At 57.5% G+C, this 24212-nt stretch carries 26 protein-coding genes and 1 tRNA gene; 18 read left to right on the top strand and 9 right to left on the bottom strand.

What is annotated here, in order from left to right; all coding sequences use genetic code 11:
• Positions 1 to 8: 8 nt before the first annotated feature.
• From JK199_RS14360 to JK199_RS14320, 9 genes are all read left to right on the top strand, one after another.
• Positions 9 to 1271: a glycosyltransferase gene (locus JK199_RS14360; RefSeq protein WP_212377238.1), complete on the top strand. Its 1263-nt coding sequence runs from the start codon at positions 9 to 11 to the stop codon at positions 1269 to 1271.
• A gap of 99 nt (positions 1272 to 1370) precedes the next feature.
• Complete coding sequence (gene hpnC / locus JK199_RS14355) at positions 1371 to 2231, top strand: squalene synthase HpnC (RefSeq protein ID WP_212353969.1); 861 nt, start codon at positions 1371 to 1373, stop codon at positions 2229 to 2231.
• 73 nt (positions 2232 to 2304) lie between these two features.
• Entirely contained in the window at positions 2305 to 3198 is an 894-nt protein-coding gene (hpnD, locus tag JK199_RS14350) for a presqualene diphosphate synthase HpnD (RefSeq protein ID WP_212377185.1), read from the top strand.
• Between the two features lie 20 nt (positions 3199 to 3218).
• Positions 3219 to 4514 carry a hydroxysqualene dehydroxylase HpnE gene (gene hpnE, locus JK199_RS14345; protein WP_212377182.1) on the top strand — a complete coding sequence of 432 codons (1296 nt, stop codon included), beginning with the start codon at positions 3219 to 3221 and terminating at the stop codon, positions 4512 to 4514.
• Between the two features lie 34 nt (positions 4515 to 4548).
• Positions 4549 to 6549, top strand: coding sequence for a squalene--hopene cyclase (gene shc, locus JK199_RS14340; RefSeq protein ID WP_212377178.1), 2001 nt, complete (start codon positions 4549 to 4551; stop codon positions 6547 to 6549).
• Positions 6550 to 6554: 5 nt separating this feature from the next.
• Positions 6555 to 7259, top strand: coding sequence for a phosphorylase family protein (locus tag JK199_RS14335; RefSeq protein ID WP_212377175.1), 705 nt, complete (start codon positions 6555 to 6557; stop codon positions 7257 to 7259).
• Between the two features lie 234 nt (positions 7260 to 7493).
• Positions 7494 to 9095 carry a flavin monoamine oxidase family protein gene (locus tag JK199_RS14330; protein WP_212377173.1) on the top strand — a complete coding sequence of 534 codons (1602 nt, stop codon included), beginning with the start codon at positions 7494 to 7496 and terminating at the stop codon, positions 9093 to 9095.
• Positions 9095 to 9529, top strand: coding sequence for a c-type cytochrome (locus JK199_RS14325; protein WP_212377170.1), 435 nt, complete (start codon positions 9095 to 9097; stop codon positions 9527 to 9529). Before JK199_RS14330 ends, JK199_RS14325 begins: the two co-directional genes overlap by 1 nt.
• Before the next feature lies 1 nt (position 9530).
• The gene (locus JK199_RS14320) at positions 9531 to 10040 is read left to right on the top strand and encodes a RidA family protein (RefSeq protein ID WP_077930573.1); all 510 of its coding nucleotides are present in this window, start codon (positions 9531 to 9533) and stop codon (positions 10038 to 10040) included.
• Positions 10041 to 10110: 70 nt separating this feature from the next.
• On the opposite strand, the gene JK199_RS14315 is transcribed toward JK199_RS14320, so the two are convergent.
• From JK199_RS14315 to JK199_RS14285, 7 genes are all read right to left on the bottom strand, one after another.
• Positions 10111 to 10395, bottom strand: coding sequence for a hypothetical protein (locus JK199_RS14315; protein WP_025826368.1), 285 nt, complete (start codon positions 10393 to 10395; stop codon positions 10111 to 10113).
• A gap of 16 nt (positions 10396 to 10411) precedes the next feature.
• Positions 10412 to 11938 carry an efflux transporter outer membrane subunit gene (locus JK199_RS14310; protein WP_179194602.1) on the bottom strand — a complete coding sequence of 509 codons (1527 nt, stop codon included), beginning with the start codon at positions 11936 to 11938 and terminating at the stop codon, positions 10412 to 10414.
• A gap of 7 nt (positions 11939 to 11945) precedes the next feature.
• Positions 11946 to 12857, bottom strand: coding sequence for an HlyD family efflux transporter periplasmic adaptor subunit (locus tag JK199_RS14305; RefSeq protein ID WP_025826370.1), 912 nt, complete (start codon positions 12855 to 12857; stop codon positions 11946 to 11948).
• 28 nt (positions 12858 to 12885) lie between these two features.
• Positions 12886 to 13080 carry a DUF1656 domain-containing protein gene (locus JK199_RS14300; RefSeq protein ID WP_025826372.1) on the bottom strand — a complete coding sequence of 65 codons (195 nt, stop codon included), beginning with the start codon at positions 13078 to 13080 and terminating at the stop codon, positions 12886 to 12888.
• 25 nt (positions 13081 to 13105) lie between these two features.
• Positions 13106 to 13597 carry a MarR family winged helix-turn-helix transcriptional regulator gene (locus JK199_RS14295; protein WP_025826374.1) on the bottom strand — a complete coding sequence of 164 codons (492 nt, stop codon included), beginning with the start codon at positions 13595 to 13597 and terminating at the stop codon, positions 13106 to 13108.
• Positions 13598 to 13729: 132 nt separating this feature from the next.
• Positions 13730 to 14155 carry a hypothetical protein gene (locus tag JK199_RS14290; RefSeq protein ID WP_025826376.1) on the bottom strand — a complete coding sequence of 142 codons (426 nt, stop codon included), beginning with the start codon at positions 14153 to 14155 and terminating at the stop codon, positions 13730 to 13732.
• Between the two features lie 38 nt (positions 14156 to 14193).
• The gene (locus JK199_RS14285) at positions 14194 to 14496 is read right to left on the bottom strand and encodes a hypothetical protein (protein ID WP_025826378.1); all 303 of its coding nucleotides are present in this window, start codon (positions 14494 to 14496) and stop codon (positions 14194 to 14196) included.
• Between the two features lie 67 nt (positions 14497 to 14563).
• Between JK199_RS14285 and JK199_RS14280 the strand changes: the two genes are divergently transcribed.
• The 9 genes from JK199_RS14280 (at position 14564) to JK199_RS14240 (ending at position 22918) form a co-directional block, all read left to right on the top strand.
• Positions 14564 to 15685, top strand: coding sequence for an ABC transporter ATP-binding protein (locus tag JK199_RS14280; RefSeq protein WP_212377167.1), 1122 nt, complete (start codon positions 14564 to 14566; stop codon positions 15683 to 15685).
• 5 nt (positions 15686 to 15690) lie between these two features.
• Positions 15691 to 16827 carry an extracellular solute-binding protein gene (locus tag JK199_RS14275; protein WP_212377164.1) on the top strand — a complete coding sequence of 379 codons (1137 nt, stop codon included), beginning with the start codon at positions 15691 to 15693 and terminating at the stop codon, positions 16825 to 16827.
• Positions 16824 to 17294 (top strand): hypothetical protein, encoded by a 471-nt coding sequence (locus JK199_RS14270; protein ID WP_212377163.1) that lies wholly within the window; start codon positions 16824 to 16826, stop codon positions 17292 to 17294. Before JK199_RS14275 ends, JK199_RS14270 begins: the two co-directional genes overlap by 4 nt.
• Before the next feature lie 28 nt (positions 17295 to 17322).
• Positions 17323 to 17847 (top strand): YcgN family cysteine cluster protein, encoded by a 525-nt coding sequence (locus JK199_RS14265; RefSeq protein WP_212353988.1) that lies wholly within the window; start codon positions 17323 to 17325, stop codon positions 17845 to 17847.
• Positions 17825 to 18604, top strand: coding sequence for a M48 family metallopeptidase (locus JK199_RS14260; RefSeq protein WP_212377160.1), 780 nt, complete (start codon positions 17825 to 17827; stop codon positions 18602 to 18604). The genes JK199_RS14265 and JK199_RS14260 overlap by 23 nt, the downstream gene beginning before the upstream one ends.
• Before the next feature lie 124 nt (positions 18605 to 18728).
• Positions 18729 to 18814, top strand: a tRNA-Leu gene (locus JK199_RS14255).
• An 89-nt stretch (positions 18815 to 18903) separates the two neighbouring features.
• On the top strand, positions 18904 to 20277 hold the full coding sequence (locus JK199_RS14250; RefSeq protein WP_212377157.1) for a DUF6538 domain-containing protein: 1374 nt from the start codon (positions 18904 to 18906) through the stop codon (positions 20275 to 20277).
• 299 nt (positions 20278 to 20576) lie between these two features.
• Positions 20577 to 21992 (top strand): AAA family ATPase, encoded by a 1416-nt coding sequence (locus tag JK199_RS14245; RefSeq protein WP_212377153.1) that lies wholly within the window; start codon positions 20577 to 20579, stop codon positions 21990 to 21992.
• Complete coding sequence (locus JK199_RS14240) at positions 21989 to 22918, top strand: DUF4435 domain-containing protein (RefSeq protein ID WP_212377151.1); 930 nt, start codon at positions 21989 to 21991, stop codon at positions 22916 to 22918. The genes JK199_RS14245 and JK199_RS14240 overlap by 4 nt, the downstream gene beginning before the upstream one ends.
• A gap of 212 nt (positions 22919 to 23130) precedes the next feature.
• On the opposite strand, the gene mazF is transcribed toward JK199_RS14240, so the two are convergent.
• Complete coding sequence (gene mazF, locus JK199_RS14235; protein ID WP_212354098.1) at positions 23131 to 23460, bottom strand: endoribonuclease MazF; 330 nt, start codon at positions 23458 to 23460, stop codon at positions 23131 to 23133.
• Positions 23461 to 23471: 11 nt separating this feature from the next.
• On the bottom strand, positions 23472 to 23714 hold the full coding sequence (locus tag JK199_RS14230; RefSeq protein WP_025826418.1) for an AbrB/MazE/SpoVT family DNA-binding domain-containing protein: 243 nt from the start codon (positions 23712 to 23714) through the stop codon (positions 23472 to 23474).
• Between the last annotated feature and the right edge of the window lie 498 nt (positions 23715 to 24212).

Raw genomic sequence — 24212 nt, 5'->3', positions numbered from 1 at the left:
GCGGGATGATGCTGTTTGGTCTGGCTGTTCTCTCAGCACTCATCTGGTTTGGCCTTATTTTTTTCCACGGGTGGTTCTGGCAGGCAGGCCCCATCCTGCGCCCGGAGCCCCTTGGCACAAGCCCGGCAGACATTATGCCGGATGTGACGGTTGTGATCCCTGCGCGGGATGAAGCCGAGTCCATTGAGGTCGCTCTTTCCTCCCTGCTCACGCAGGACTATGCCGGTCGCCTCTCCCTTATTCTGGTGAATGACCGGAGTGAGGATGGCACAGGCGCTCTGGCCCGCGCCCTGCCCGACCCCAAGGGCCGCCTGACAGTGCTGGACGGCGCGGACCCGGAATCGGGCTGGAGCGGGAAACTCTGGGCTGTGGCTCAGGGTGTGGCGGAAGCCCGCCGCCAGCAGGACGCCAACAGCGGCTATATTCTGCTCACCGATGCCGATATCGTGCATGCGCCCGAACATATTTCCACACTGGTTGCCAAGGCACAGACAGACAGGCTCCATATGGTGTCTGAAATGGTGGAACTTCAGTGTGAAAGTCTGGCGGAGCGCGCGCTGGTGCCCGCTTTCGTCTTCTTCTTTGCGCTGCTTTACCCCTTCGCGCAGGTAAACAACCCCAAAAGCCGCACGGCCGGGGCTGCTGGCGGCACCATTCTGATCCGGCGGGACATGCTGGCGGAAATTGGCTGGATTGACGCTCTCAAAGGCGCGCTGATTGATGACTGCACATTGGCAACCTGCGTCAAACAGGCCGGAGGCCGCCTCTATCTTGGCCATTCCTGTCTGGCCCGCTCCATCCGCCCCTATCCCCACGCCGTTGATGTCTGGCGGATGATTGCCCGCACGGCCTTTGTGCAACTGCGCTATTCCCCGCTGTTTCTGGTGCTGACGGTTCTGGCCATGGGCGTCGTCTGGATTGCGCCGGGGCTGATTGCGCTCTTTGGGCACGGGCTGACCCGATGGATCGGTCTCGGGACATGGCTGGTCTCAACAGGGTCTTTTGTGCCCACGCTCCGGCGCTTCCGCCTCTCTCCCCTCTGGGCCCTGACGCTGCCTTTCGTGGCGATTTTCTATACGGCGGCCACGATCGGTTCCGCCGTCAATCACTATCGGGGCCGGGGTGTTGTCTGGAAAAACCGGGCCTATACGGAGGCCATCCCAAATGATGGCCGCGCCACACCCTCTGCCACATCTGCCACCACATCCCCCTCTGGCGCCGCAGCGCCGGAACAGGTCCAGACGGCGCAGGTTCCGGGTGGCCGGGGTTAGGGCCTGACCCATGCCCGGACCTGTGGGGAGTAGGCACACCGGAAGAGAGCGTGTAAAGCTCCCGCCTATGCTTCTTTCTTTCTCATTGCAGAGCCTGACATGACTGATACCGCCTCCGTCTGGGGAAGAGACGATGTGTCTTCCGGCAAAGGTGCGTCTGACGAGAATTTTCCCGTCGGCTCCCTTCTGCTCAGCAAGGCTCTGCGCCCGCATGTGCATGCCTATTACGACTATGCGCGCGTTATTGATGATATCGCGGACTGTGAGACGCTGAGCGCGGACGAGAAGATTGGCCGCCTGAACGCCATGGAAGAGGTTCTTCTGGGCACGCGTGACCCGATCCCCCGCGCGGACGCCATGAGTGCGGCCCGGCTGCGGGCCTCTCTGCTCAAAACAGGTGTGCCGTTTGAAACCGCGACCGACCTGCTGATTGCCTTCAGGGATGATTCCCGTGGCACGCCCTGCACCTCATGGGCCGATCTGCTGCATTATTGCCGCTATTCCGCCAACCCGGTCGGGCGGTTTCTGCTGCATCTGCACGGGGAAATACCGCAGACCTTTGCTGCATCTGATGCCCTGTGCACGTCCCTCCAGATTCTCAACCATTTGCAGGACTGCCAGAAAGACCTCCAGCGCCTGCACCGCTGCTACATGCCGGAAGACCTGATGGCGCAGGCAGGGGCCACGCAGGATGATCTGCTGGCCGGACGCGCCTCCCCCAACGTGCGCCGGGTGTTTAACACCCTGCTGGACGGGGTAGATGCGCTGAACCGGGAGGCCGCCACCCTGCCCGGACTGGTGCGGGACCGGCGCTTCCGTATGGAATGTGCCGCCATTGTCAGTCTGGCGCACCGGCTGACACGGCGGCTGCGGCGGGAAGACCCTCTGGCAGGCCGCGTGGCGCTGAAGCGCCCGGATCTCATGTATGCAGCCGGTGCGGCTCTGCGGGCATGGTCCTGAGCTTTCAGAAAGTCCGCAGGTCTGCAAAAAGAGCCGGATATGACGATTTCATGAACAAACAGGTGAAAAGCGCGTGACAGCTCAAGACATCCAGACGCATGACGAGCCAACCCCCCTCGGGTGTGACCCCGCGGATCTGGCTTGGGTGGAAAGCACGGTAAAGCAGGCCGGGACGTCCTTTGCCGCTGGCATGCGTATCCTGCCGCCCATGCGCCGCTATGGCATGTATGCCATCTACGCCTTCTGCCGCGTGGTGGATGATATTGCAGATGGGTATGAGCCCATGCCTGAGCGCAAAGCCGCACTGGACGCCTGGCATCAGCGTATTGTTGGCCTGTATGACCACGGCACGACGCAGGACCCGCTAGACCGCGTTCTGCTGGCCGCCATCCATTTCTTCGCCCTGCGGCAGGAAGACTTTCACGCCATTATTGATGGCATGATGATGGATGCGGAAAACACCATTGTCGCCCCTGATGAAAAAACGCTGGACCTGTATTGTGACCGCGTGGCCTCCGCCGTGGGCCGCCTGTCCGTGCGCATTTTCGGGGACAGCACGGAAGAGGCTGACAAGGTGGCCTACCATCTGGGCCGCGCCCTGCAACTGACCAACATCCTGCGGGATATTGCGGAAGACGCGGCCCGTGGCCGCCTTTACCTGCCGGGGGACCTGCTGGACCGCTTCCATGTGCCGCATGACCCCATCAAGGCGCTTTCCGCCCCCGGCCTGCAGGGTGTGGCCGGTATCCTGTCCGTGCGGGCGCTGGACCATTTCCGCAAAGCGTTTATCGCCATGCAGGCCTGCCGCCCCAAAGCCATGTTCCCGGCACGGATTATGGGCGCAAGCTATGAGGGCGTTCTGATTGCCCTGCGCAAGCGCGGCTGGTCCGCCGCCGCCCTGCATGACCGCCCGAAGACGTCAGCCCTGACCAAGGTGTACTGGCTGACGCGCTCCTACCTCCCCTGATCCTGAAAGAGACCGACGGCATGGCAGCATCTGTGCACATTATTGGCGGTGGCGTGGCTGGACTGGCCGCCGCTGTGGAAGTGGCCGGTTCCGGCCGCCGCGTTATTGTGCATGAAGCAGGCCGCGCCTGTGGCGGGCGTGCCCGGTCTTATGAGGACAAACAGCTTGGATGCCGCATTGATAACGGCAACCATCTGCTGCTGTCCGCCAACAAGACCGTCTTCCGCTATCTGGCCATGACGGGCGGGACCGATACCCTGACCGGCCCCGGCATCCCCATTTTCCCATTTGTGGATCTGGCCGAAGGTGCCCGCTGGACGCTGGACCTTTCCCGCGGGCGCATGCCCTGGTGGGTTTTCCAGCCGCACCGGCGCGTGCCGGATATGCGGGTGGTGGAACTCCGCAGCCTGCAAAAACTGATGCAGGCCGGGGAGGATGAAAAGGTTGCCGACTGCCTGCTACCCGGCGCACTCAGCCGCCGCCTGCTGGAACCGTTCGCCATTTCCGCGCTCAATACATCCTGTGAAACCGGCAGCGCCGCGCTGCTGGGTGCGGTGGTAAAAGAGTCCCTCTCCCTTGGCGGCAAGGCCTGCGTGCCGTGGTTCCCGAAGGACGGGCTTTCTGAAACACTGGTAGACCCGGCACTGGCGCATCTGTCCATCCTGCATGCAGAAGTCCGCACCCAGAGCCGCATCAGCGCGCTGGAAGTCAGCCGTGGGCGTGTGACCGGCCTGCACAGTCCGGAAGGTCTTATCCCGCTCACGGAAGAAGACACGCTGATTCTGGCCGTCCCGGCTCCCGTGGCGGAAGGCCTGCTGGCCCCGCACCTGCCGGGTTTTCAGGCTCCCAACGCGTTTGAAAGTATTCTGAACCTGCATTTCCGTATGGACACCACACCGCGTGCGCTGGGGTCCTTCGCCAGAGCGGGCTTTATGGGGCTGGTTGGCAGTATTGCGGAATGGGTGTTCCTGCGGGGCGATATTCTCTCCGTCACGGTCAGTGCGGCCAACCGTTTTGCGGAGCAGGACCCGGATGATCTGGCCCGCACTATCTGGCACGATGTGCGCCGCGCGTGTGACCCTGTACTGAAAGAGCCTCTGCCCGCCACACCACCGCACCAGCGCGTCGTGTGGGAAAAACGCGCAACATTTGCCGCTACCCCGGAACAGAACCGCCTGCGCCCCGGCCCGGCCACGCCGCTGATCAACCTCGCTCTGGCCGGGGACTGGACGGCAACCGGACTCCCCGCCACACTTGAAGGCGCCATGAGATCAGGCGTGAAGGCCGTGCACACGCTCGGCCTGCGTCGTTCTTAAAAAAACAAGACGCCAGTAAAAAGGAACATCCCGTATGGCCGCTGATGGCAGCGCACGCCCCAAACCCCCGTTTTCCGGGGAAGATCTGGCTGGGAAGGATCTGACCAGTGATGATCTGGAGCGTGTGGTCAGACAGGCTCATGCCGCCTTAGAGCAGCACCAGCAGGGTGACGGACACTGGGTGTATGAGCTGGAAGCGGATGCCAGCATCCCGGCGGAATATGTCCTTCTGGAACATTATCTGGACCGGATTGATGAGGCACTGGAGCAGAAAATTGCCGTCTATCTGCGCCGGACGCAAAGTGCCGAGCATGGTGGCTGGGCGCTGTACCATAACGGTGGGTTCAATCTCTCCTCCTCCGTCAAAGCCTATTTCGCGCTGAAAGCGACCGGGGAGGATATTAACGCCCCGCACATGCGCCGCGCGCGGGAAGCCATTCTGGACCACGGCGGGGCCGAACGGAGCAATGTGTTCACCCGCATCCAGCTTGCCCTGTTCGGGGATGTACCCTGGCGGGCCACGCCGGTCATGCCTGCGGAGCTGATGCTGCTGCCGCGCAAGGCATTTTTCTCCGTCTGGAACATGTCCTACTGGTCCCGCTCGGTGATTGCGCCATTGCTGGTGCTTGCGGCTCTGCGCCCCATTGCCGTCAATCCGCGCCAGATCCACATCCGGGAACTGTTTGTCACCGCGCCGGAGCGCGTCACGGACTGGATTCGTGGCCCGTATCACTCCGTCTGGGGCCGGATCTTCAAAGGGCTGGACAGCGTTCTGAGGCCTGCGGTGCGCCTTATTCCCTCCGCCACGCATGAAAAAGCCCTCAAGGCCGCCATGGACTTCATTGAACCCCGCCTGAATGGCAAAGATGGTCTGGGAGCAATCTACCCGGCCATGGCCAATGTCGTCATGATGTACCGCGCCCTCGGCGTGCCGGATACGGACCCGCGCGCCGTAACCGCATGGGAGGCTGTGCAGGGCCTGCTGGTCCATAAAGAGGACGAGGCATATTGCCAGCCCTGCGTCTCCCCCATCTGGGACACCGGGCTTTCCGGCCACGCCCTGCTGGAAGCTGCCTCTGGCCCCAGCGGCATTGCCCCGCAGGAAACACTGGAAAGCCTGCGCAAAGCCAGCATCTGGCTGCGCGAGAAGCAGATTCTGGACGTCAAAGGCGACTGGGCCATCAATAAGCCGGATCTGGTGCCCGGTGGCTGGGCCTTCCAGTACGGGAACGACTATTACCCGGACGTGGATGATACCGCCGTAGTGGGCATGCTGCTACACCGTGAGGGTGACCCGGCCAGTGCGGAGGCCATCGCGCGGGCCCGCCAGTGGATTCTCGGCATGCAGAGCCGCGACGGGGGCTGGGGTGCCTTTGATATTGATAATAACAAAGAGCTGCTGAACCACATTCCGTTCTCGGACCACGGAGCCCTTCTGGACCCGCCAACAGCCGATGTTACGGCGCGGTGCATTTCCTTTCTGGCCCAGCTTGGCCATGTGGAAGACCGCCCGGTGATTGAGCGCGCCTTGACATACCTGCGTCAGGAACAGGAAGCCGACGGCTCATGGTTTGGCCGCTGGGGTACCAACTATATTTACGGCACATGGTCCGCGCTGTGTGCGTTTAACGCAGCTGGTGTCTCGCATGATGATGATGCTGTGGTGAAGGCCGTGGAATGGCTCCGCGCCGTCCAGCGCCCGGACGGGGGCTGGGGGGAAGGCTGTGAGTCTTATGAAGGCGGCAGCCACGGCACCTACCGGGAAAGTCTGCCCTCCCAGACCGCATGGGCGCTGCTTGGCCTGATGGCCGCTGGCCGGAGGGATGATCCGGCGGTAACACGCGGCATCCACTGGCTCGCCGCGCAGCAGGATGCCAGCGGGGAATGGCAGGAAGACCCGTATAACGCTGTCGGCTTCCCCAAAGTCTTTTACCTCCGCTACCACGGGTACAGGCAGTTTTTCCCGCTGATGGCGCTGGCCCGTTACCGCAATCTGGAAAGCAGCAACACACGCCGCGTTGCTTTTGGGTTCTGAAAACCATGACACGTTCCACACAGGTTGCCCCCGGCCGCCCCGGTATTCTTGTTGGCCTGAAGGCCGAATCCAGACTGATCCGGCAGGTCTTTCCGCATGCCGCCATTGCCGCCAGCGGGGCCACGCGCACCGGCGCGCAGCGCGAAGCCGCAAGACTGGCCGCCTGCGGGGCAGACTGTCTCCTCTCCTTCGGGCTGGCCGCCGGACTGGACCCGGCCTTCCCGCCCGGCACCCTGATTGTGCCGGAGCGTGTGATGGCATGGGGCACCCCCTATGTGTGTGACCCGACACTGCGGCACATTCTTGGCGCAGGGCAACCAGATGTGCAGGGGAAATCGCTTCTGCATAGTGACACGGTTGTTCTGGATGCGGCTGAAAAAGCGCGCCTGTTTGCCGCAAGCCAGTGTACGGCTCTGGATATGGAAAGCGGTTTTCTGGCCCGCGCGGCGGAAGAGGCCGGGCTGCCATTTGCCGTGCTGCGCGTGGTGTGTGACCCGGCTGGCCGGTCTCTGCCGCCTGTTGCCGGCACAGTTCTCTCACCCGATGGCGGGCTGAATATCCCGGCTCTGCTCGGTTCTCTTCTGCGGCATCCCGGGCAGATTTCCGGCCTGATCGGCCTTGGCAAAGATGCCGGACGCGCCCGCACCGCCATGCTGACTTTTCTGGAGCAGCAGCGCACCCGCCCCGCTTTTGCACGGTTTGCAAACTAAAAGCATATCCAAGCTTTTTCTCTAATTCACGCCCCTGATGCCGGCCCGCATCAGGGGTGTTTTTTTACGCGCTCTCTTTGCCTCTCAGATGTTGTCATATCGTAATATATGCCCTAGCATTACGAAATGAGAACAATCTGATCCTGTCATGATTGTTCTCTGTCACATGCTGGGTCACATGCTGGTTCTGCCATGCGGACTGATTGTTTTTTGAGATCATCTCGGGATTACCTGATGCCACACGCTCATCCGCCCACCGCACCGACGCGCCGGCAACTTCTGACCCGCATCGGCACTCTGGCTGGCAGCGCCGCGCTGTATCAGGCCATGACGACTTTTGGTCACGCCATGGGGACAGACTTCCGTGGGCCGCCTCAACTTGCAGGAGCCAAACGCGGCACGCGTGTGCTGGTGCTCGGCTCCGGCCTGTCCGGCATGCTTTCCGCTTACGAACTGCGGAAAGCTGGCTACAACGTCCAGATTCTGGAATTTCAGAGCCGCAGCGGCGGCCGCAACATCAGCCTGCGCGGCGGAGATACCATCAAGGAACTTGGGGGAGCCACGCAACAGGTTGGCTTCGCCCCCGGCAACTATATCAACCCCGGCCCATGGCGTATCCCGTACCATCATCAGGGCCTGCTGCATTATTGCCGGGAATTTGGTGTGCAGCTCGAACCCTTTATCGAGCTGAACCACAATAGCTGGCTCCATTCCAGCGGCAGCTTTGGTGGCAAGGCCGTGCGGTATCGGGAGCTGGCCTCGGACTTTAACGGCTTTACGGCGGAACTGCTGGCCAAGGCGATTGATCAGCACAAGCTGGATGATGTTGTCTCGGACGATGAACGCGCTCACATCCGTCAGGCCATGAAATCCTGGGGGGCCCTGAACAAGGACATGGCCTACACCAAAGGCAATACCAGCTCCCTGCGCCGCGGTTTTGAAAAACCGCAGGGCGGTGGTGTGGATGGTGCCCCCGTCCCGTCCGACCTCTTTGCCCGTAAGGATGTCATGCAGTCCGGCCTGTGGAACTGGATGGCCTTTCATGAACGTCTGGACATGCAGACCACCATGTTCCAGCCCGTCGGCGGGATGGACCAGATCGGCAAAGGCTTCACCCGGCAGGTGAAAGACCTCATCACGCTGAACTGCAAGGTCTCTTCCATCCATCAGGATGACCACGGCGTGACTGTCACCTACACAGACACCGCTCACGGCAACGCCGTACGGCAGGCACAGGCGGATTACTGCGTCTGCACAATTCCGCTTTCCGTGCTCTCTCAGCTTGATGTGCAGGTTACGGACAGCATGAAGGCCGCCATTGCCGCCGTGCCCTATGCGTCTTCTGTTAAAATGGGCATGGAGTTCAAACGCCGGTTCTGGGAGGAAGATGACCAGATTTACGGCGGTATCAGCTTTACCGATCAGCAGATCAGCCAGATTTCCTACCCCAGCCACGGCATTTTCTCAAAAGGTCCGGCTGTCCTGCTCGGCGGTTACATGTTCGGCCCTGCCGCGTATGACTTTGCTGGCATGACGCCGGACCAGCGAATTCAGCGCGCACTGGATCAGGGCACGGCCATTCATCCGCAATATCGCAAGGAATTCTCAAACGGTATCAGCATGGCCTGGAGCCGCGTGCCCTGGACGCTCGGCTGCTGCTCCATGTGGACGGAAGAAGCCCGGAAAACCCATTACAAAACACTCTGCACCGTGGATAACCGCCTCGTGCTGGCCGGGGAACACGCCTCTTACGTCGGCTGCTGGCAGGAAGGCGCCATTCTGTCCGCTCTGGATGCTGTCACCCGTCTGCACAAACGCGCGCTGGGAGCTGCCTGATGCGTTATTTTCCGCTTATCTCCTCCCTCTGCCTCACCGCTGGCCTGCTTGCTGGTGCTCTGGCCCCCGGTGCCGCCCATGCGGACAGCGCCAGCGCCGTTGCCGGTAAAATGCAGCCCCTGCCGGATGGCGAGGCCATTTACCGGCACATCTGCCAGAGCTGCCACATGCCGGACGGCAAAGGCGCTGTAGGAGCCGGGGCACAGTTCCCGGCTCTGGCTGGCAACCCCAAGCTGAAAAGCGCGCAATATCCCGCCTATGTCGTGCTGAACGGCTTTGGCGGCATGCCCTGGTTTGCAGGCCTGCTGGATGATCAGCAGGTTGCCAACGTGGTCAATTACGTTCGCACACATTTTGGAAACCATTATACTGACGCCCTGAAACCGGAAGACGTTTCCGAAATGCGTCCCCATCTGTCAGTAGAGGAAGAATAACGTGCGTCTCTTCAAAGCTCTTATCCCCGCCACGGCCCTTGCCACTCTGGCTGCCCTCCCCGCTCTGGCGCAGGCTGAAGGCGGAATTGTCCGCCACGGGGATGGCAAATTCCCCATCTCAACAGCGGTAGAAGTGCCCGCCGGGGCCACCACCATTTACCTCAGCGGCATGGGCGCGCCGGTGCAGGACAAAACCGCACCGCCCAAAAGCCTTGAAGCCTACGGGGACACACAGGCCCAGACGCTTGCCTCCCTCCAGCGCATTGAAGGTGAGCTGAAAAAACTGAACCTGACAATGAGCGACGTCGTGCAGATGCACATCTATATGGTGGCCGACCCCCGCACAAAGCAGCTCGACTTTGCAGGCATGATGAAAGCCTACACCCAGTATTTTGGTACGGAAAAGCAGCCCAACCTGCCGGTGCGTTCCGCCTTTGCGGTTGCGCAGCTCGCTAACCCCGGCTGGCTGATTGAAATTGAAGTCACAGCCGTTCGTCTGCCGAAGAAGTAAGTCTTTCCTCCCCTCTCATACACACAGGTGAGAGGGGATTTTCTTCAGGGCAGAGAGTGTTGTCGTCGCGTTATTTACCGTCTGTGCGCTGAAGTTCCCCATCAGCATCATCGGGTAAAAAGAAGTCTTCCGGATCTTCCGGCACAGGCAGGCTGAGCAGGAAAAACCCTGCTGCCACCGTAATCGCACCCGTTGCCACCGGCAGCCAGCGCAGGGCTGTGACCAGTGCGGTATCCTGCGTGCTGCCGTGCACGACAAGCGCCCAGCCACTCACACACAGCAACGCAAACCCACCAACAAAACAGCCCACAATCCAGAGCAGCCGACGCACGTAAGGGGACGAAGACGCACTCATGGTGTGACCTTTCAGATCATTGCTTGAAAGCCCGCGCTAACACGTTTTGCGTTTCGAGGGAAACAGGCAGGGTCGAATTGGTCAGCGCCACGCCTTTCCAGCCTGCGCCAAGCGCTGTGTAAAGGTTCACAGCGTCCCGCAGCCGCTCAAGCCGGGCCATGGCTTCCATGTTCTGCGCATTCAGGGTTGTGCGCTCGGTTGTCAGCACTTCCAGAAACCCGACAAGACCTGCACCATACAGTTTACGGGCTCGTTCACTGGCCGTCGCACTATCTTCTGCGGCTTTGTGCAGTTGCTCGGCATATTCAATATCATCGTGCCATGCGGCCATGGCGTCTTCAACTTCCTTGAAGCCATTCAGCACGGACTGCCGGTATGTCAGGCGCGCGGCTTCCGCCGAGGCCTGCGCCGCCCGGACTTCAGACGTCATTTTGCCACCATGCATCAGCGGCAGGCTGGCCATCATCAGGAACTGCCAGCTCATGGCGTTGACCTGAAACAGCTGATACATGGCCGACGCATTCGGGTTGAAGGTCAGCGGAATGACAAAGTGCGGGTACAGGTTTGCCACCGCCACACCAATCTGCGCCGTAGCCAGAGCATATTGCCGCTCCGCCATCCGGATATCCGGGCGGTTGGCAATCACGACAGATGGCATGGTGGCCGGAAATTCCGGCACAGTCGGCAGAGGCCGCGGCACCTTCAGTTCATCCTCCAGAGACCCCGGCATCTGCCCCAGCAGCACGGCAATGGCGTGCGTCACCTGAGAGACACGGGTTTTCAGCGGTTCACGCGCAGCAATCTGCGTATCCAGTTCCGCCTGAGCCTGCGCAATCTGCAAGGTGTTGCCCACACCTTCCAGATACAGCTTGTTGGTCAGATCCACCGCGCGCTTGGCAACGCCAATATTGTCCGTGGCAATTTTGATCTGCAACTGCGTCACGCGCAGCAGCATGTAATCCGATGCCAGTTCGGACAGCATTGTCATCAGCAGTGCACGGCGGCCTTCAATGGAGGCTTCCACTGCACGCTCATGCGCTTCCACATCCCGCCGGATCCGCCCGAACACGTCCACTTCCCACGTCGCCATCGCGCCATAGGTCAGCATGGAGGCTTCCGGCCGGTTCTGCGGGTTACCGGGGCGGATCGGCCAGTTATCAATATTCAGAGAATACCGAACATCCCCACCGCCGATGTTGGCATCCATCTGCGGATACCATTGTGACGCGGAACGATCCCGGATAGCGCGCTCGGCCAGAATCCGCTGCCCGGCAATCTGGAGATCATAGTTCCCCTTGATCGCCTGCTCGACCAGACTGGTCAGCACCGGGTCCTTGAACGCGGCCCACCACTCGGTCATTTCCTTGTTGGTGCGGTCAATTTCTTCCTGGGTAGCAGGGTGCTCTTCCGCTGCTTCCTTGAACTGGGCCGGCACCTTCATGTGTTCAGGCTGATAGTTCGGCCCGACGGTGCAGGCCGAAAGCATCAGGGAGGACGCCATGAAAAGGCCGAGGCGACGATGAACCTTCATCTTCTGTTCCATGTCGCTCTCAGAGGTGGTCTTGCAGCCAGGTGGTCATTTTACCCCGGCGGCCACGCGGCTCCGGCCCGACGCTGACGGTCGCCGTCATACCTGCAGCAAGGGTCACGCTATCCGGCACGTGGTCCAGATGGATACGCACCGGAATACGCTGGGCCAGACGCACCCAGGTAAAGATCGGGTTCACATCCTGAAGACCAAGCTTGTCCGGCGTGCCGTTGGTATCATTAATACCGCGGGCAATGCTTACCACATGGCCGGTCAGGATGGGCTTGTAGCCCATCAGCTTGACGCGGGCTTCATCCCCCACATGCACGCCCCACATCTTGGTTTCTTCAAAGTAGCCGTAAACCCAGTAGGAATCCGCATCAATCACGGCCAGACGCGCCTGCCCGGAGGAGGCATAATCCCCCACCCGCAGGTTAAGGTTGGTCACGTAGCCATTCACCGGAGAATACAGCACGGAACGCTGGAGGTTCAGTTTCGCCACGTCCAGCGCTGCGCGGGCTGCATCCACCGCGGCAATCTGCGTCGCCACATTAGAGTTGAAGACTTCCTGCTCTTCCGCCGAGACAATGCCACCCAGACCCATACGGCGGCGGGCATCATTACGCTTGAGCTTCAGGTCTTCCAGCGCGCCATCCAGCCGGGCCTGAGCCTCACGGATCGCCAGACGGAACCGCACCGGGTCCAGCACAAACAGCGGGTCACCCTTATGGACAAACTGGTTATCCACCACGGGGATCTGCACCACCGTGCCCGAGACTTCAGGAGCCACATCCACAACATACACGCGCACACGGCCATCACGGGTCCATGGGGCGATCATGTAGACGTTCCAGAGGGTCACCCCCAGCACAATGGCCAGAGAGACAACCGCCAGGGTCAGAATAACTCGTATCAGGGTGCGCAGAAGGGGCATTGCGGAGACTCAAAAGCCTTTTTGGGGGTCAGACGTACAAAATGAGCAGGCAGAGGATACAGACGTAGAGCGAAACTTCGAACAGCGCGATGTGCCAGAACCAGCCCAGCAGGCCGCTCCACCACAGCACAAAGCGCACACACATGGTAAGGGGCAGCGCCGCCAGTGCGTAGACGACGATTGGCGCCATGAAGACGCCAAAGAGATTGAATTCCGTCAGCATGACGCCATTCTCGTAATCACTCTCATCATGCGCGTGCCCGCTCCGGGCCTGCCAGATCTTTCTGACCGGACGCGGCCTGTTCCACCCGGTCGAGAATCCCGCAGCACTCTTCCAGTTCCTGCGGGGTAACATATTCGGTCAGGCGTGTTGCCACATCGTCAGCCGCATGGCTGACAAGTGCGGCAACTTTCCGGCCTTCTTCCGTAATACTGACCAGTTTGGAGCGACGGTCTTCCTCATCAATTTCCCGGACAATAAAGCCGCGCTTCTCCAGCACATCCAGCAGCCGCACAAGAGACGGCGCTTCCAGTGAGAGAGAACGCGCGAGATCTGTCTGTCTGACAGGTTCACCGGCAAAATTGAGATAATAGATGGGGCGCCATGTTGCGTCCGTCAGGCTGAACCGGCGCAGATCGGCATCAATCTCGCGCCGCCAGATGGCCGCAAGGCGAGCCAGCCGGTGCCCGAAGGACCGGCGGGTTTCGATACTCTTGTCAGGATAACGCGGAGGTTCCATTACGTGCCCATACTAGCAAGCATGCAAACTGTTCGCACACTCACAAAATCACAGGGCAATCATTCCCAGAAAAAATCCGCCCCTGCCAATGCAAAATTGGAATGGAACCTATGGGCAAAGGCGGATGGAGACTTAGTTCTTCTTGCGACGCACCACATCCCACACTTTGCGGGTGCCGCTGCGGCCCAGAGAACCCGCCACAGTGGCCGTGACTGCCGCCAGAGTGACTGATTCCCGCATCTGCGTGGCGCAGCGGTTACGGGCAATCCGGGCTTCCACTTCCGCGGTCGTCAGGTAAGAGCGGCGGCCAAAGAGGACGCAGATCAGGGCAAAGATCACATCCAGCGCAAACACGCCGAATGCGGCCGTCACCGGTCCCCAGTGGAAGGTAAACAGGAACAGGGCCCACAGGAGTCCATGCCCGGAAATCAGGGCGAAAAACCCGAATACCGCAGCGGCAACGAGAAATGCCGCCTGTTTCCCCAGCCGAATGGCCATCTGCTGCATAAGGTGGGACTGAGCGTGCAGGGCGGACCTGCCAAGTTCAAAAATACGCATGGACTCCGGGACTACCTTCGTTCAGATCACGTGAGGCTTCAGCGTGACATCCGGCCGAGGACAAAGCCCACCACGCCGGAAATGGCAATGGACACCCATGACGACTGCACACGCGTCTGCTTGGAAATATCTTTGCGCGCATGATTGGCCAGTTCGCGCGCATTGGCAACCGCTTCTTCAGTCAAATCACTGGCTTTGCCGCCAGCATTCGTCAGGGCAGGCACCACATGCTTGGTGATCAGCCGTTCCAGATGCGCCTTTACGGCTTCAATCTCATCACGGGCTGTCTCAGCAGCAGATTCACCGGCAGCCTTTACATCCTTGAGTTTATCAGAAGACATGGAACACCCTATTCGCGTTGGATTTATTGACAACACTCTTCTAACTGATCGCTAAGGATATGGTTGCATGCATACGGCGCATGGCTCGCACCCGCCGCTAGAACTTCACAATCTCGCTTTTCTGCCGCCGCTCCCCGGACTGAGCCTGCATGTGGCGAAAGGGGAGTGTGTGGCGCTGCTGGGAATCGGCACCGGGCATGAGGACCTCACCCGCCTGACAGATGTTTTGGCTGGCCACATGCCCAGCTATGGCGGCCAGATCCGCGTGGGAGGAGAGGACGTCACGCACCGGCCAACGGGCCAGCGTCGGCTGGCAACGCTCGGGGCGCACGCGCCGCTTTTCCCGCACCTTACGCTGGCAGAGAATATTCTCTTCCCACTCCGGGCTGCCGGACAGGTGTCCGCGGCGGAATGTGAGCGCCGCACGCTGGAAACCCTCTCCCTCGTCGGGCTGGACGGGCGGAGCGCTCTTAAAGCCACCCGCCTGACGCCCGAGCAGGCCGTGCGCGGCCAGCTAGCCCGTGCCCTTGTCATGCGGCCAGAGTGTCTGGTGCTCAACGCCCCCTTCAGCACGCTTGACCACACCGCCACAACCCGCATGCTGGCGCTGCTGGAAAAACTGCAACGCGCCATCGGGCTGAGCCTGCTGCTGCTAACCCGGGACCGGACAGAGGCGCTGATGGCCGGGGACCGTATTGGTATTCTGGAAAACGGTGTCCTGCTTCAGCTTGCAACACCGCCGGATCTGCTCAGCCGCCCGGAGCATGAACAGGTGGCCATTGCCTTTGGGGAGGCCAACGTCCTGACCGGCAAGGTTCTGTACGCTGAAGATGATATAGCCGAACTCCGCCTGCCCACGGGTGAGACCGTGGAGGCCATGGCCGCACCGGGGCTGGCGGAACAGGACCTCGCCAATATCTGCATCCCTCCGGACCGGCTCTCCGTCATGTTCCCGCGTCAGGTAACCACCCAGCCTGAAGAGCCGGACATGCTGCTGTGTACTCTGGTCTCCGCCCGGCATGTGGGCACGGCCATTCATATGCGTTTCCGTATGCGTGATGGCGGGGAACTCATTGCCCATCGCCCGCCCGTGCATACCCTGCGGGACCTGGAACCGGGACGCGTCGCGCTGCTCGCCTGGCAAACAGCAAACGCCACTGCCTTTCCGATGGACCAGAAAACAGGCTAGACGTATTGTTAGACCGTTACAGCAACCGCGTGAGGCTACCCCTGTTCCTTTTTTCGTACCGTGACGCATCTTCTCAGACGCCCCTCCGCTCCCCCGCGCAGCGTCCCTCCGCCCTGTCGGCTCTGGTCCGGCGCGGGCTGACGGCGCTTGTCCTCGGCAGTCTGGTGCTCCCTGCTTTTTCGCAGGCTGAGGCGCGTACGGTACGCCGGCTTCATCGGGCTGTGGTGCAGCCGGTTCGTATTCTGACATTCGGGGGCGCCATTACCGCCACGCAGCAAAAAGTGCTGTTCACACCCTATGCCCAGCTTATCAGGCAACCTCTGGCTCCGGCCTCATGGGATGGAGAAATCGAGTCTCTTCGCAAGCAGGAGGCCGATGCGCCCCACCGCTGGGCAGCGGTGATGATGGAAACCAGCTCCCTGCAAATCAGTTGTTCGATGGGCCTTCTGGTGCGGGACCCGGCAGATCCTTCCCCCAACGGATGTGGCCAGTCTTCCGCCTCCATTGATTTTGCCATGGCGTGGGACCGCTCCCGTTTTGATACCCCGCCAGACTGGTCGGACTTCTGGGATGTTGCCCGGCACCCCGGCCGCCGCAGTCTGCGTCGTGACCCGCGCACCACGCTGGAAATCGCCCTGCTGGCAGACGGTGTCTCGCCTGATGCGCTGTACCGCGTGCTGAACACGCAGGACGGCGTAGACCGCGCGTTCCGCAAGCTCGACCAGCTCCGCCCTTACATCGTCTGGTGGTCCACCCCGGAAGAGGCTGCACGGATTCTCAAAAGCGGTGGCGCTCTGATGGGGAGCGTGCCCACAGGAGAAATTCTCAGCGCCCCGCAGGCCGAGCGTGACCGCTTTGGCCTCTACTGGCCCCAGCGCCTTCAGGTGAACTACGCATGGGGCGTGCCAAAAACCTCAGCGCAGGAAAACACGGCGCTCGCCCTCACGGCCTGGCTGGAACACCCGACCCAGAAGCAGGCCTTCGCCAATGCGTGGCCATCTCTGCCTTCTCTGGCGGAAATCAATTCCGGCTCTCTGGATAACCGCCGTCTGCTGCCCCCCATTGCGGTGAATGACACCTTCTGGAGCGCGCATCTCCCCACCCTGTCTGCACGTTTTACACACTGGGCTGAAGACCGGTGACTTTTCCGCCGTCCAGCATGCTTCCGTTTCTGATCACACACTCCCTGTTCATGGCCCTCACCGGGCTCTGCCTCGCAGCCCTTGTGCTTACGGCAACCCTCGCAACACGGCAGGGAACGAGGCTTTACACGCTGCTCCTGCTGGTTCTGCTCCCGGCAACCGGCCTTGCCCTCGCGCTGCCTTTTCTGCTGCACTCCGACACCCCAACCCTGCTCCTTTCTTTTTTTCAGGGCGTTCTGATCGGCCCGGCTCTTTCTCTGGTGCCGCTTGGTCACCTCAAAGACGCTCCGCCCACATGGCGCCGCACAGCGCAAGAACTGGGCGCCACGCCTTTCCTCCGCCTGCGTCTGCTCTGGCTGCCTCTTCTGAGCCGTTCACTGGCGGGCAGCCTGTGTCTGGCTTGTGCCCTGAGCGCGCTTGGCACATTGGGAATTAATCTGGGAATTCATAAAGCCCCTCTTTCCTGAGGCATCCTGCCAGTTTATCCTGTGCGGTATGACGTCTCTTTCATCCTCGGCTCCGTTCTGGGAAACGACCCCCCTTCAAGATATGACCACTGCACAGTGGGAATCTCTGTGTGATGGCTGTGGCCGTTGCTGTCTGCATAAACTGCGTGACGAAGAAACGGACGAAATTCACTACACGTCTGTCGCCTGCCGTCTGCTGGATGTCTCCACCTGCCGCTGTACGGACTACCCCCAGCGCCACAGAAAAGTGCAGGACTGCATTACGCTGACGCCGGAAATGGTCGCGGGGCTGGACTGGCTGCCGCCCGACTGCGCTTATCGTCGCCTGTCAGAAGGGCGCTCCCTCCCCACATGGCATCCTCTTCTGACCGGAACGGCGGACAGCGTCATTGAATCCGGTGCTTCAGCGGCAGGCCGTTGCATCAGTGAAAGACAGGCCGGAGCACTGGAAGACTATCTGGTAAAATGGCCCGGCCAGCCAACCAGAAAACCCAAAAAAGCCAGTCCACAGACGCGGCCCGCCGTGCGCCATGTCCGTACCGGCACGCGCTGAAAAACCCATTCTTCTATCCCAACGGGGGGTAAGCACCGCTCCCCGCATCCTCCCTGTGGATGCTGCGCCGGATGTTATTGAACTGGCGCCTGACTGCCGCGTACCAATCCTCTGGAAGCGCTCCAGCCGGGCAAGACGCCTCTCTCTCCGCATTGACGCACTCCGGCAGGCAGTGACCGTCACTCTTCCCGGCCCCCTGACTCCTCAGGACGCCATGCCGTTTCTTAAAACGCAGAGGCACTGGATCACAAAACGTCTTGCGGCTCTGCACAATGCCCCGGCTTTTCTGGCAGGCAGAACCATTCCGGTTGAAGGCATACCGCATCTTATTGTGCATCAGCCTGCGGCGAGAAGCGGGGTGTGGATAGAGGCTCAGCAGATTTTTGTCAGTGGTACGGAAGAGTTTATCGGCAGACGGGTGCGCGATTTTTTACGAAACCACGCACGCACCGTCCTTGGTCAGGAACTCCGCGCGCAGGCACAGGCCACAGGCCTCCGCCCCACACGACTGGATATCCGTGACACCTCCAGCCGCTGGGGAAGCTGCTCGTCCTCCGGCCGCATCATGCTGTCCTGGCGTCTGATCATGGCACCAGCCTCTGTCAGACATTATCTGATTGCGCACGAACTGGCCCACCTGCGCCATATGAATCACGGCCCGGCCTTCTGGACACTGGTTGACCAGCTCACGCCGCACAGACACACCGCAGAACGCTGGCTAAAACACCACGGTTCCGCCCTGCTCGGAGCCCGCTAAGCAACGCAACACACGAACCAACGACAGACCCCCTTGCCGCCACAGCCCAACATGCTAAAACCCGCCATAACACAGTAAAACGCCCTGTCCGGCTGGCAACACTCACAACCCCAGCCACCCCGATGCGAACTTGGCGGAATGGTAGACGCAGGAGACTTAAAATCTCCAGCCCGTAAGGGCGTGCGGGTTCGAGTCCCGCAGTTCGCACCACAGACACCTGAAATAGCACGATTTTTCGGCTGAATGAGGGGCAAAGGCTGTCTTTGCTCCATCGTCCTTCCCCACCGAGGGAAGATTTTATGCTCCGTGTCCGAGGTACCACCTATCACTTTCGCCGTATTGTTCCCCCTGCCCTGCGAACAGCTTTAAACCGGCGGGAAATCTGGGTTTCTCTGAAAACAGGCTACCAGAATGAAGCCCGCAAACGCGCTTCTCTGCTTCATGCCAGAACCACAGAACTGTTCATGCAAGCCCATTCTGTACTGGCGGAACCAGACGCTTTAAGCAGGCTTGAAGAACTGCGGGTTGCACTGCGGGATTTGCAGAGCGTGAATCTACCTTCATCTGCTCAGGAAACGGGGTCCGTGACGGTCCCAGCACCGATGCCAAAACCCCGAACAGTCAAGAAAACGGCCAAAGCACCCAAAGCCCAACCCTTGATGCTTTCCGGTGCCCTGAAACGCTTTGTCTTGGATAACCCTCATGCCAGTGCTGACACCAAGAAAGCCACTCAACGGGCCGTAGACCTGTTCCTGCAAGCTTTTGGAGATGCGCCTGTATCCATTATCGGTGGCGAAAAGGCGGGAGCGTTCCGTGACCTCCTGTTTTCCCTTCCAGCCTCACTGGGAAAACGCAAGAGCAGCCTTACCCTTGAAGAAGAGGCACAGCGGGCCAGAGAGGAAAGTCTGCCGACCCTGAGTGGTAAGAGCGTCAAAAATCATATGATGCGCCTCTCTGCTCTTTGGAACCAGTTACACCAGCGGGAACTGGTCACACGCAATCCGTGGACAGGCTGGAATTTCGAGAATGGGCACAAGACCATACGCAGAAGCTGGGCTGCCAGAGAACTGGCTTTGCTGGCCTCTGCCTCATGGCACAGCACGTCCGTGCCAGAACAGACCTTCCGACTAGTCACCTTGATTGCCGCCTATACCGGCATGAGGCTTGGCGAGATTTGCGCCTTGCGCAAAGAAGACCTCCAAAACGTTGATGGTATCCCCTGCTTTATGGTCAGACCACATTCTGATGACGGATGGACACCAAAAACGGACGCCAGCACCCGCATTGTGCCTGCCCATTCAAAACTGATTGAAGCAGGAGTTCTGGCCTTTAAGGATACCACTGATGGCCCTTATCTCATTCCCGGTCTTGAAACCTCGAAACAGGGTGTCAGGGGCGCAGCGTTGGGACGGGCTTTCTCATTGCTCAAGACCCGCATTGGTCTGCCTGCTGAAATCACATTTCACTCGTTCCGGCATACCGTTTCCACCCAACTTCGAAACGCCGATGCCAATATCCGAGAAGTCTGGATTGACCGCCTGTTAGGTCATGAAGCAACCCACAAAAGTCAGGGCACGACGACCTATCTCACTGGTATCTCGACAGCCAATTTACTGCAAACCATAGAAGCAATAAGCTACCCAGAAACAGCCTTTGCAAACATGACGATTTAAAAGGGAGCCAGCAGTGCTCAATGGCTACCCATTGAGCATCTGGCAAGGGGGAGAGACCTCCCCCGTTGACCCCAAAACAATGAATTAAGACTGACTTTAATGACTGTTTCCGCCCTCATGTCAGACATCTAACTTGTCTATTCGCTATTCGCTATTCGCAAAGCAGACATGAGCGAAAACGCTTCGTCTATGCCTGATCTTGCTCGATAGTAAGTACGAAATATTTTAATCAACTACCTACTTCTGAAAAAAAGACTTACAGTGAGATAACCGTATTATCACCGCAGGCTGAGGTTGAGATGAAACGACCAACTAAATTTGAGATCAAGGGACTCTTTGGTAATCGAGATATAAGCCTGCCGATCGAAGGTGACGCGCTTATACTCGTTGGACCGAACGGTATAGGAAAAAGCAGCGTCACGAACATATTTTATTTCTTTGTATCGCGACAGTGGAGCCGTTTAGTTGAATATGACTTTACAGAAGTCGCCTTGTGGTTTGGTGATGATGAGATTAGGGCTCTCCGAGCAGATATAACAGGACTTTCGCAATTTGATAAAATCACACAAGACTTTCCCCCATCATCTAGAATATATAGCCATCTAGAAAAGTTGAAGGCAGCAGATCTCCTCGAAGAGTTTATCTCTTCTAGAAGAATGGGGCCGCGATCTCGTGAAAAATTTTCTGATGCATTATCCGTTCCAATGGAAGAAATTCGTCAACTTCAAATGTCAATCTTCCGCAGAATATCATCCTATGAAGATGATGATATATTTTCCTCGCCTCGCTTAAATATTGAAAAACTACTCACGAATCGTTTTTCGGGTCGAACTCTGTATTTGCCAACTTACAGACGCATTGAGAAGGATTTAAAGGAGATATTTCCTGATCTTGAAGAGCGGATAAGAATGTCAACGCGCTCTAACGTTCCTTTTGCCTTCACACGATCCGCCAAACATTATGTTGATCTTGTGAGCTTCGGAATGGAGGATGTGAGGTCCAACATTGATACCAAAATCCGCTTCTTACGAGATTACTCACTTTCCCAGTTTAACGACCTATCTGGGCTCTACCTGCGAGATGTGATTAAGGGTACTGCCGATCAGTATTCTCCATCTGAGATATCGGAACTTGATGAAAACGGCCTAGCGATTATCCTTGGTCGTGTAAGTGAGCAAGTACTATCAATTAACGAAAAAGAACTTCTTAGAGAAAAAATCCTCAGCATGAAAGGAAAAAAACGGACAGAAATGGAAGTCAATGATCGTTATTTGGCTCATTACTTTACCAGACTTATGAGTGCAAGTGCCGATATATCTAAGCAAGAGATTCAGGTGACGGCTTTTGTAGACGTATGCAATGCATATCTGAGGCCGGGCAAAGAGATGCTATACGATGACACTAAGTTTACAATAAAAATACAAGACGACCGTGGTCGCCCTATAGATTTAAGTATGCTGTCTTCTGGAGAAAAACAAGTTGTCTCACTATTCTCTCATTTATATTTAGATGATGCGGACAATCAAATTGTGATAATTGATGAGCCAGAGTTATCGCTGTCAGTTCCTTGGCAGAAGAGATTTTTAACAGATATACTCGACTCTAATCGCTGTAGTTTTGTGTTATCTGTAACTCATAGTCCGTTTATTTACCAAAATAGATTAAAAAATACAGCTGTTGATCTGCGTCGTCGGACAAGCGGCCTCTCTCAATGACTATTATCGATGATTACGCGCAATATCTTTTAGAAGAGGCCAACTCTTCGATAGCTGCCTTGCACCAGTTTAAGTTATTGTATAATCCAAATCAGGAAGAATATCATTTCTTCTTCGAAGGAGAAGAAGATGGTTTATTTTATATGCCAGAAGCGAGACGTTATGTTGGAGATAAAAATTATTATATCTATGACTGCGGCGGCAAAAAAAATGTAATAGAAGTTAGAGATTCAGCAAAAGAAGAATTATACGATATTAACAAATGTCTATTTTTTGTTGATAGAGACTATGACGATATTCTAGGTATCCAAGTAGAAATAGATGAACATACATATATTACTGATCACTACTCCATAGAAAATGATCTATCGAATGTGTGTGGCGCAAGAATACTTATGTCAGATATCATTAGAATATCCAAGGCAGATCCAGAATTTTCTCGCATTGAAAATACAATATCCACAGGCTTACTGAAGTTCTATAGAAAAATTTTACCGCTCAGTGCGTGGATTATAGCGGCAAAGCAGGAAGGCTGCGCTCCCAACCTTCGTAATACAACCGGATTGAAAGGTATAGTCACTTTATCCGGTCTAGACCCGAAACTTACTAAATCAGGATTTGTAGAGTTTAAGAAACGAGTAATTTCAAACGAAAAAAGGCCTTCTATTTCAAGTGTGCTAAAATGGGCGCGCATACTCGATATCAATTCAGCTAAGAAGTGGGTGCGAGGTAAATACGACATTTGGTTCTTCCAAGTTTTACTTCTGAGTGCGCTTAATGAGGCAAATTCTAGACGAAGATCAGCAGGTGGTCGGATTATCCGCATCCCAGGGGCTGTTCGTGAAGGACGTTTTTTCGAGGTTCTCGGAGGAAGAATGCCGGTTCCAGATTCTCTACGAGCTTTTTATAGAAGAAAACTTCTTTAATACTTAATATCGCCTTCTGATCGGATTAGCTGCACGCTCGTACGGCCGTGACACTGGGTGTCTCCTACTTTTTTAGGAGGAAGATGCGGAGGAGAGCAATAGTCTCCCCCTGACCATTTTGCGAACCATCGCGACACAACGTGTCAGCTGGTTTGCACGGCTGGCTCCCTGTTTTCTTTTGTTTTTGAAAATTATTGAAAAACTTGCTTTTATTACCCAACCAGCAATCTGATACGTTGTCGGATGGCCTCAAGTTCTTCTGGTAAAACTTTACCTTTGAGCTTTGCCTTTCTAACGCGCCAATCCAAACTTCTCACCTGATCTGACAAGGCTACACTGGCAGTTTTTCCAGTCAAAGCCACTTCAAAAGGATAACCTTTGATCTTGGTCGTTGTCGGACAGCACAGCATCATTCCAGCTTTAGCGTTATAGCTGACAGGACTCAGCACAACAGCAGGTCGGTGCCCAGCCTGCTCCCTGCCCGCCTGCGGATCAAACTCAAGCCAGACAATGTCCCCGCAATCAGGAACCCAGACAGTCATTGCTTTGCCACTCACCAGCTTTCACCACCAACAGATGGACCGAAGTCCATTTCATCATGGCGGTTCTCGTTTGTAATACCGGAAACTAATTCTTCCAGTTTAAGAGGAACTGCTCTGACTGGTTCTATGATGATGCGTCCATCTTCTTCCCGGACATCGACGGCCTGATCAATCTTCAGACTGACAGCTTCAAGCACACCAGCAGGAAGACGAATGGCTGCACTGTTCCCCCATTTCCTGACAACGCCCTGCATGATGATTTTCCCTAGTTGGAGTTTATACCAAGTATATACATGGTATCGTTACCAAAAGCCAGACAAATCCCTCTCTTGACTGCACCACGGGTTTGCCCGCACAGTGAACCCGCAGTCACCATGTGAAGGATGATTTCGTCTGAAATTATCGTTCTGTTTCAATGGGTTGTCTGATTGTTTGCGACCAAAGCGAGCGGGTTCGAGTCCCGCAGTTCGTACCACCAACCCATTAAAATATAATAGAAAAATAAGAAATTGACGTGTTTGCGGGATTTTCCCGTTTGCCTTTCCGGAACGGAAATTGGTCATGCTCCGCCTTATCGGCTCACACTACCATTTCCGCCGCACCGTCCCGGTCGTGCTGCAAAGTCTGCTTGGCCAAACAGAAACCCTCCTTTCCTTGCACGCTGAAAGCAGGTTTCTAGGGCCTGTTAGACCTTGAATGCCAGAACGGACTGCATAGCTGTTTATGATGAGTATGATGCAGTCTGTCTTTTC

It is taken from the genome of Acetobacter persici (assembly GCF_018256955.1).
Lineage (GTDB): Bacteria > Pseudomonadota > Alphaproteobacteria > Acetobacterales > Acetobacteraceae > Acetobacter > Acetobacter persici.
This window is presented reverse-complemented; position numbering and strand designations above follow the sequence as displayed.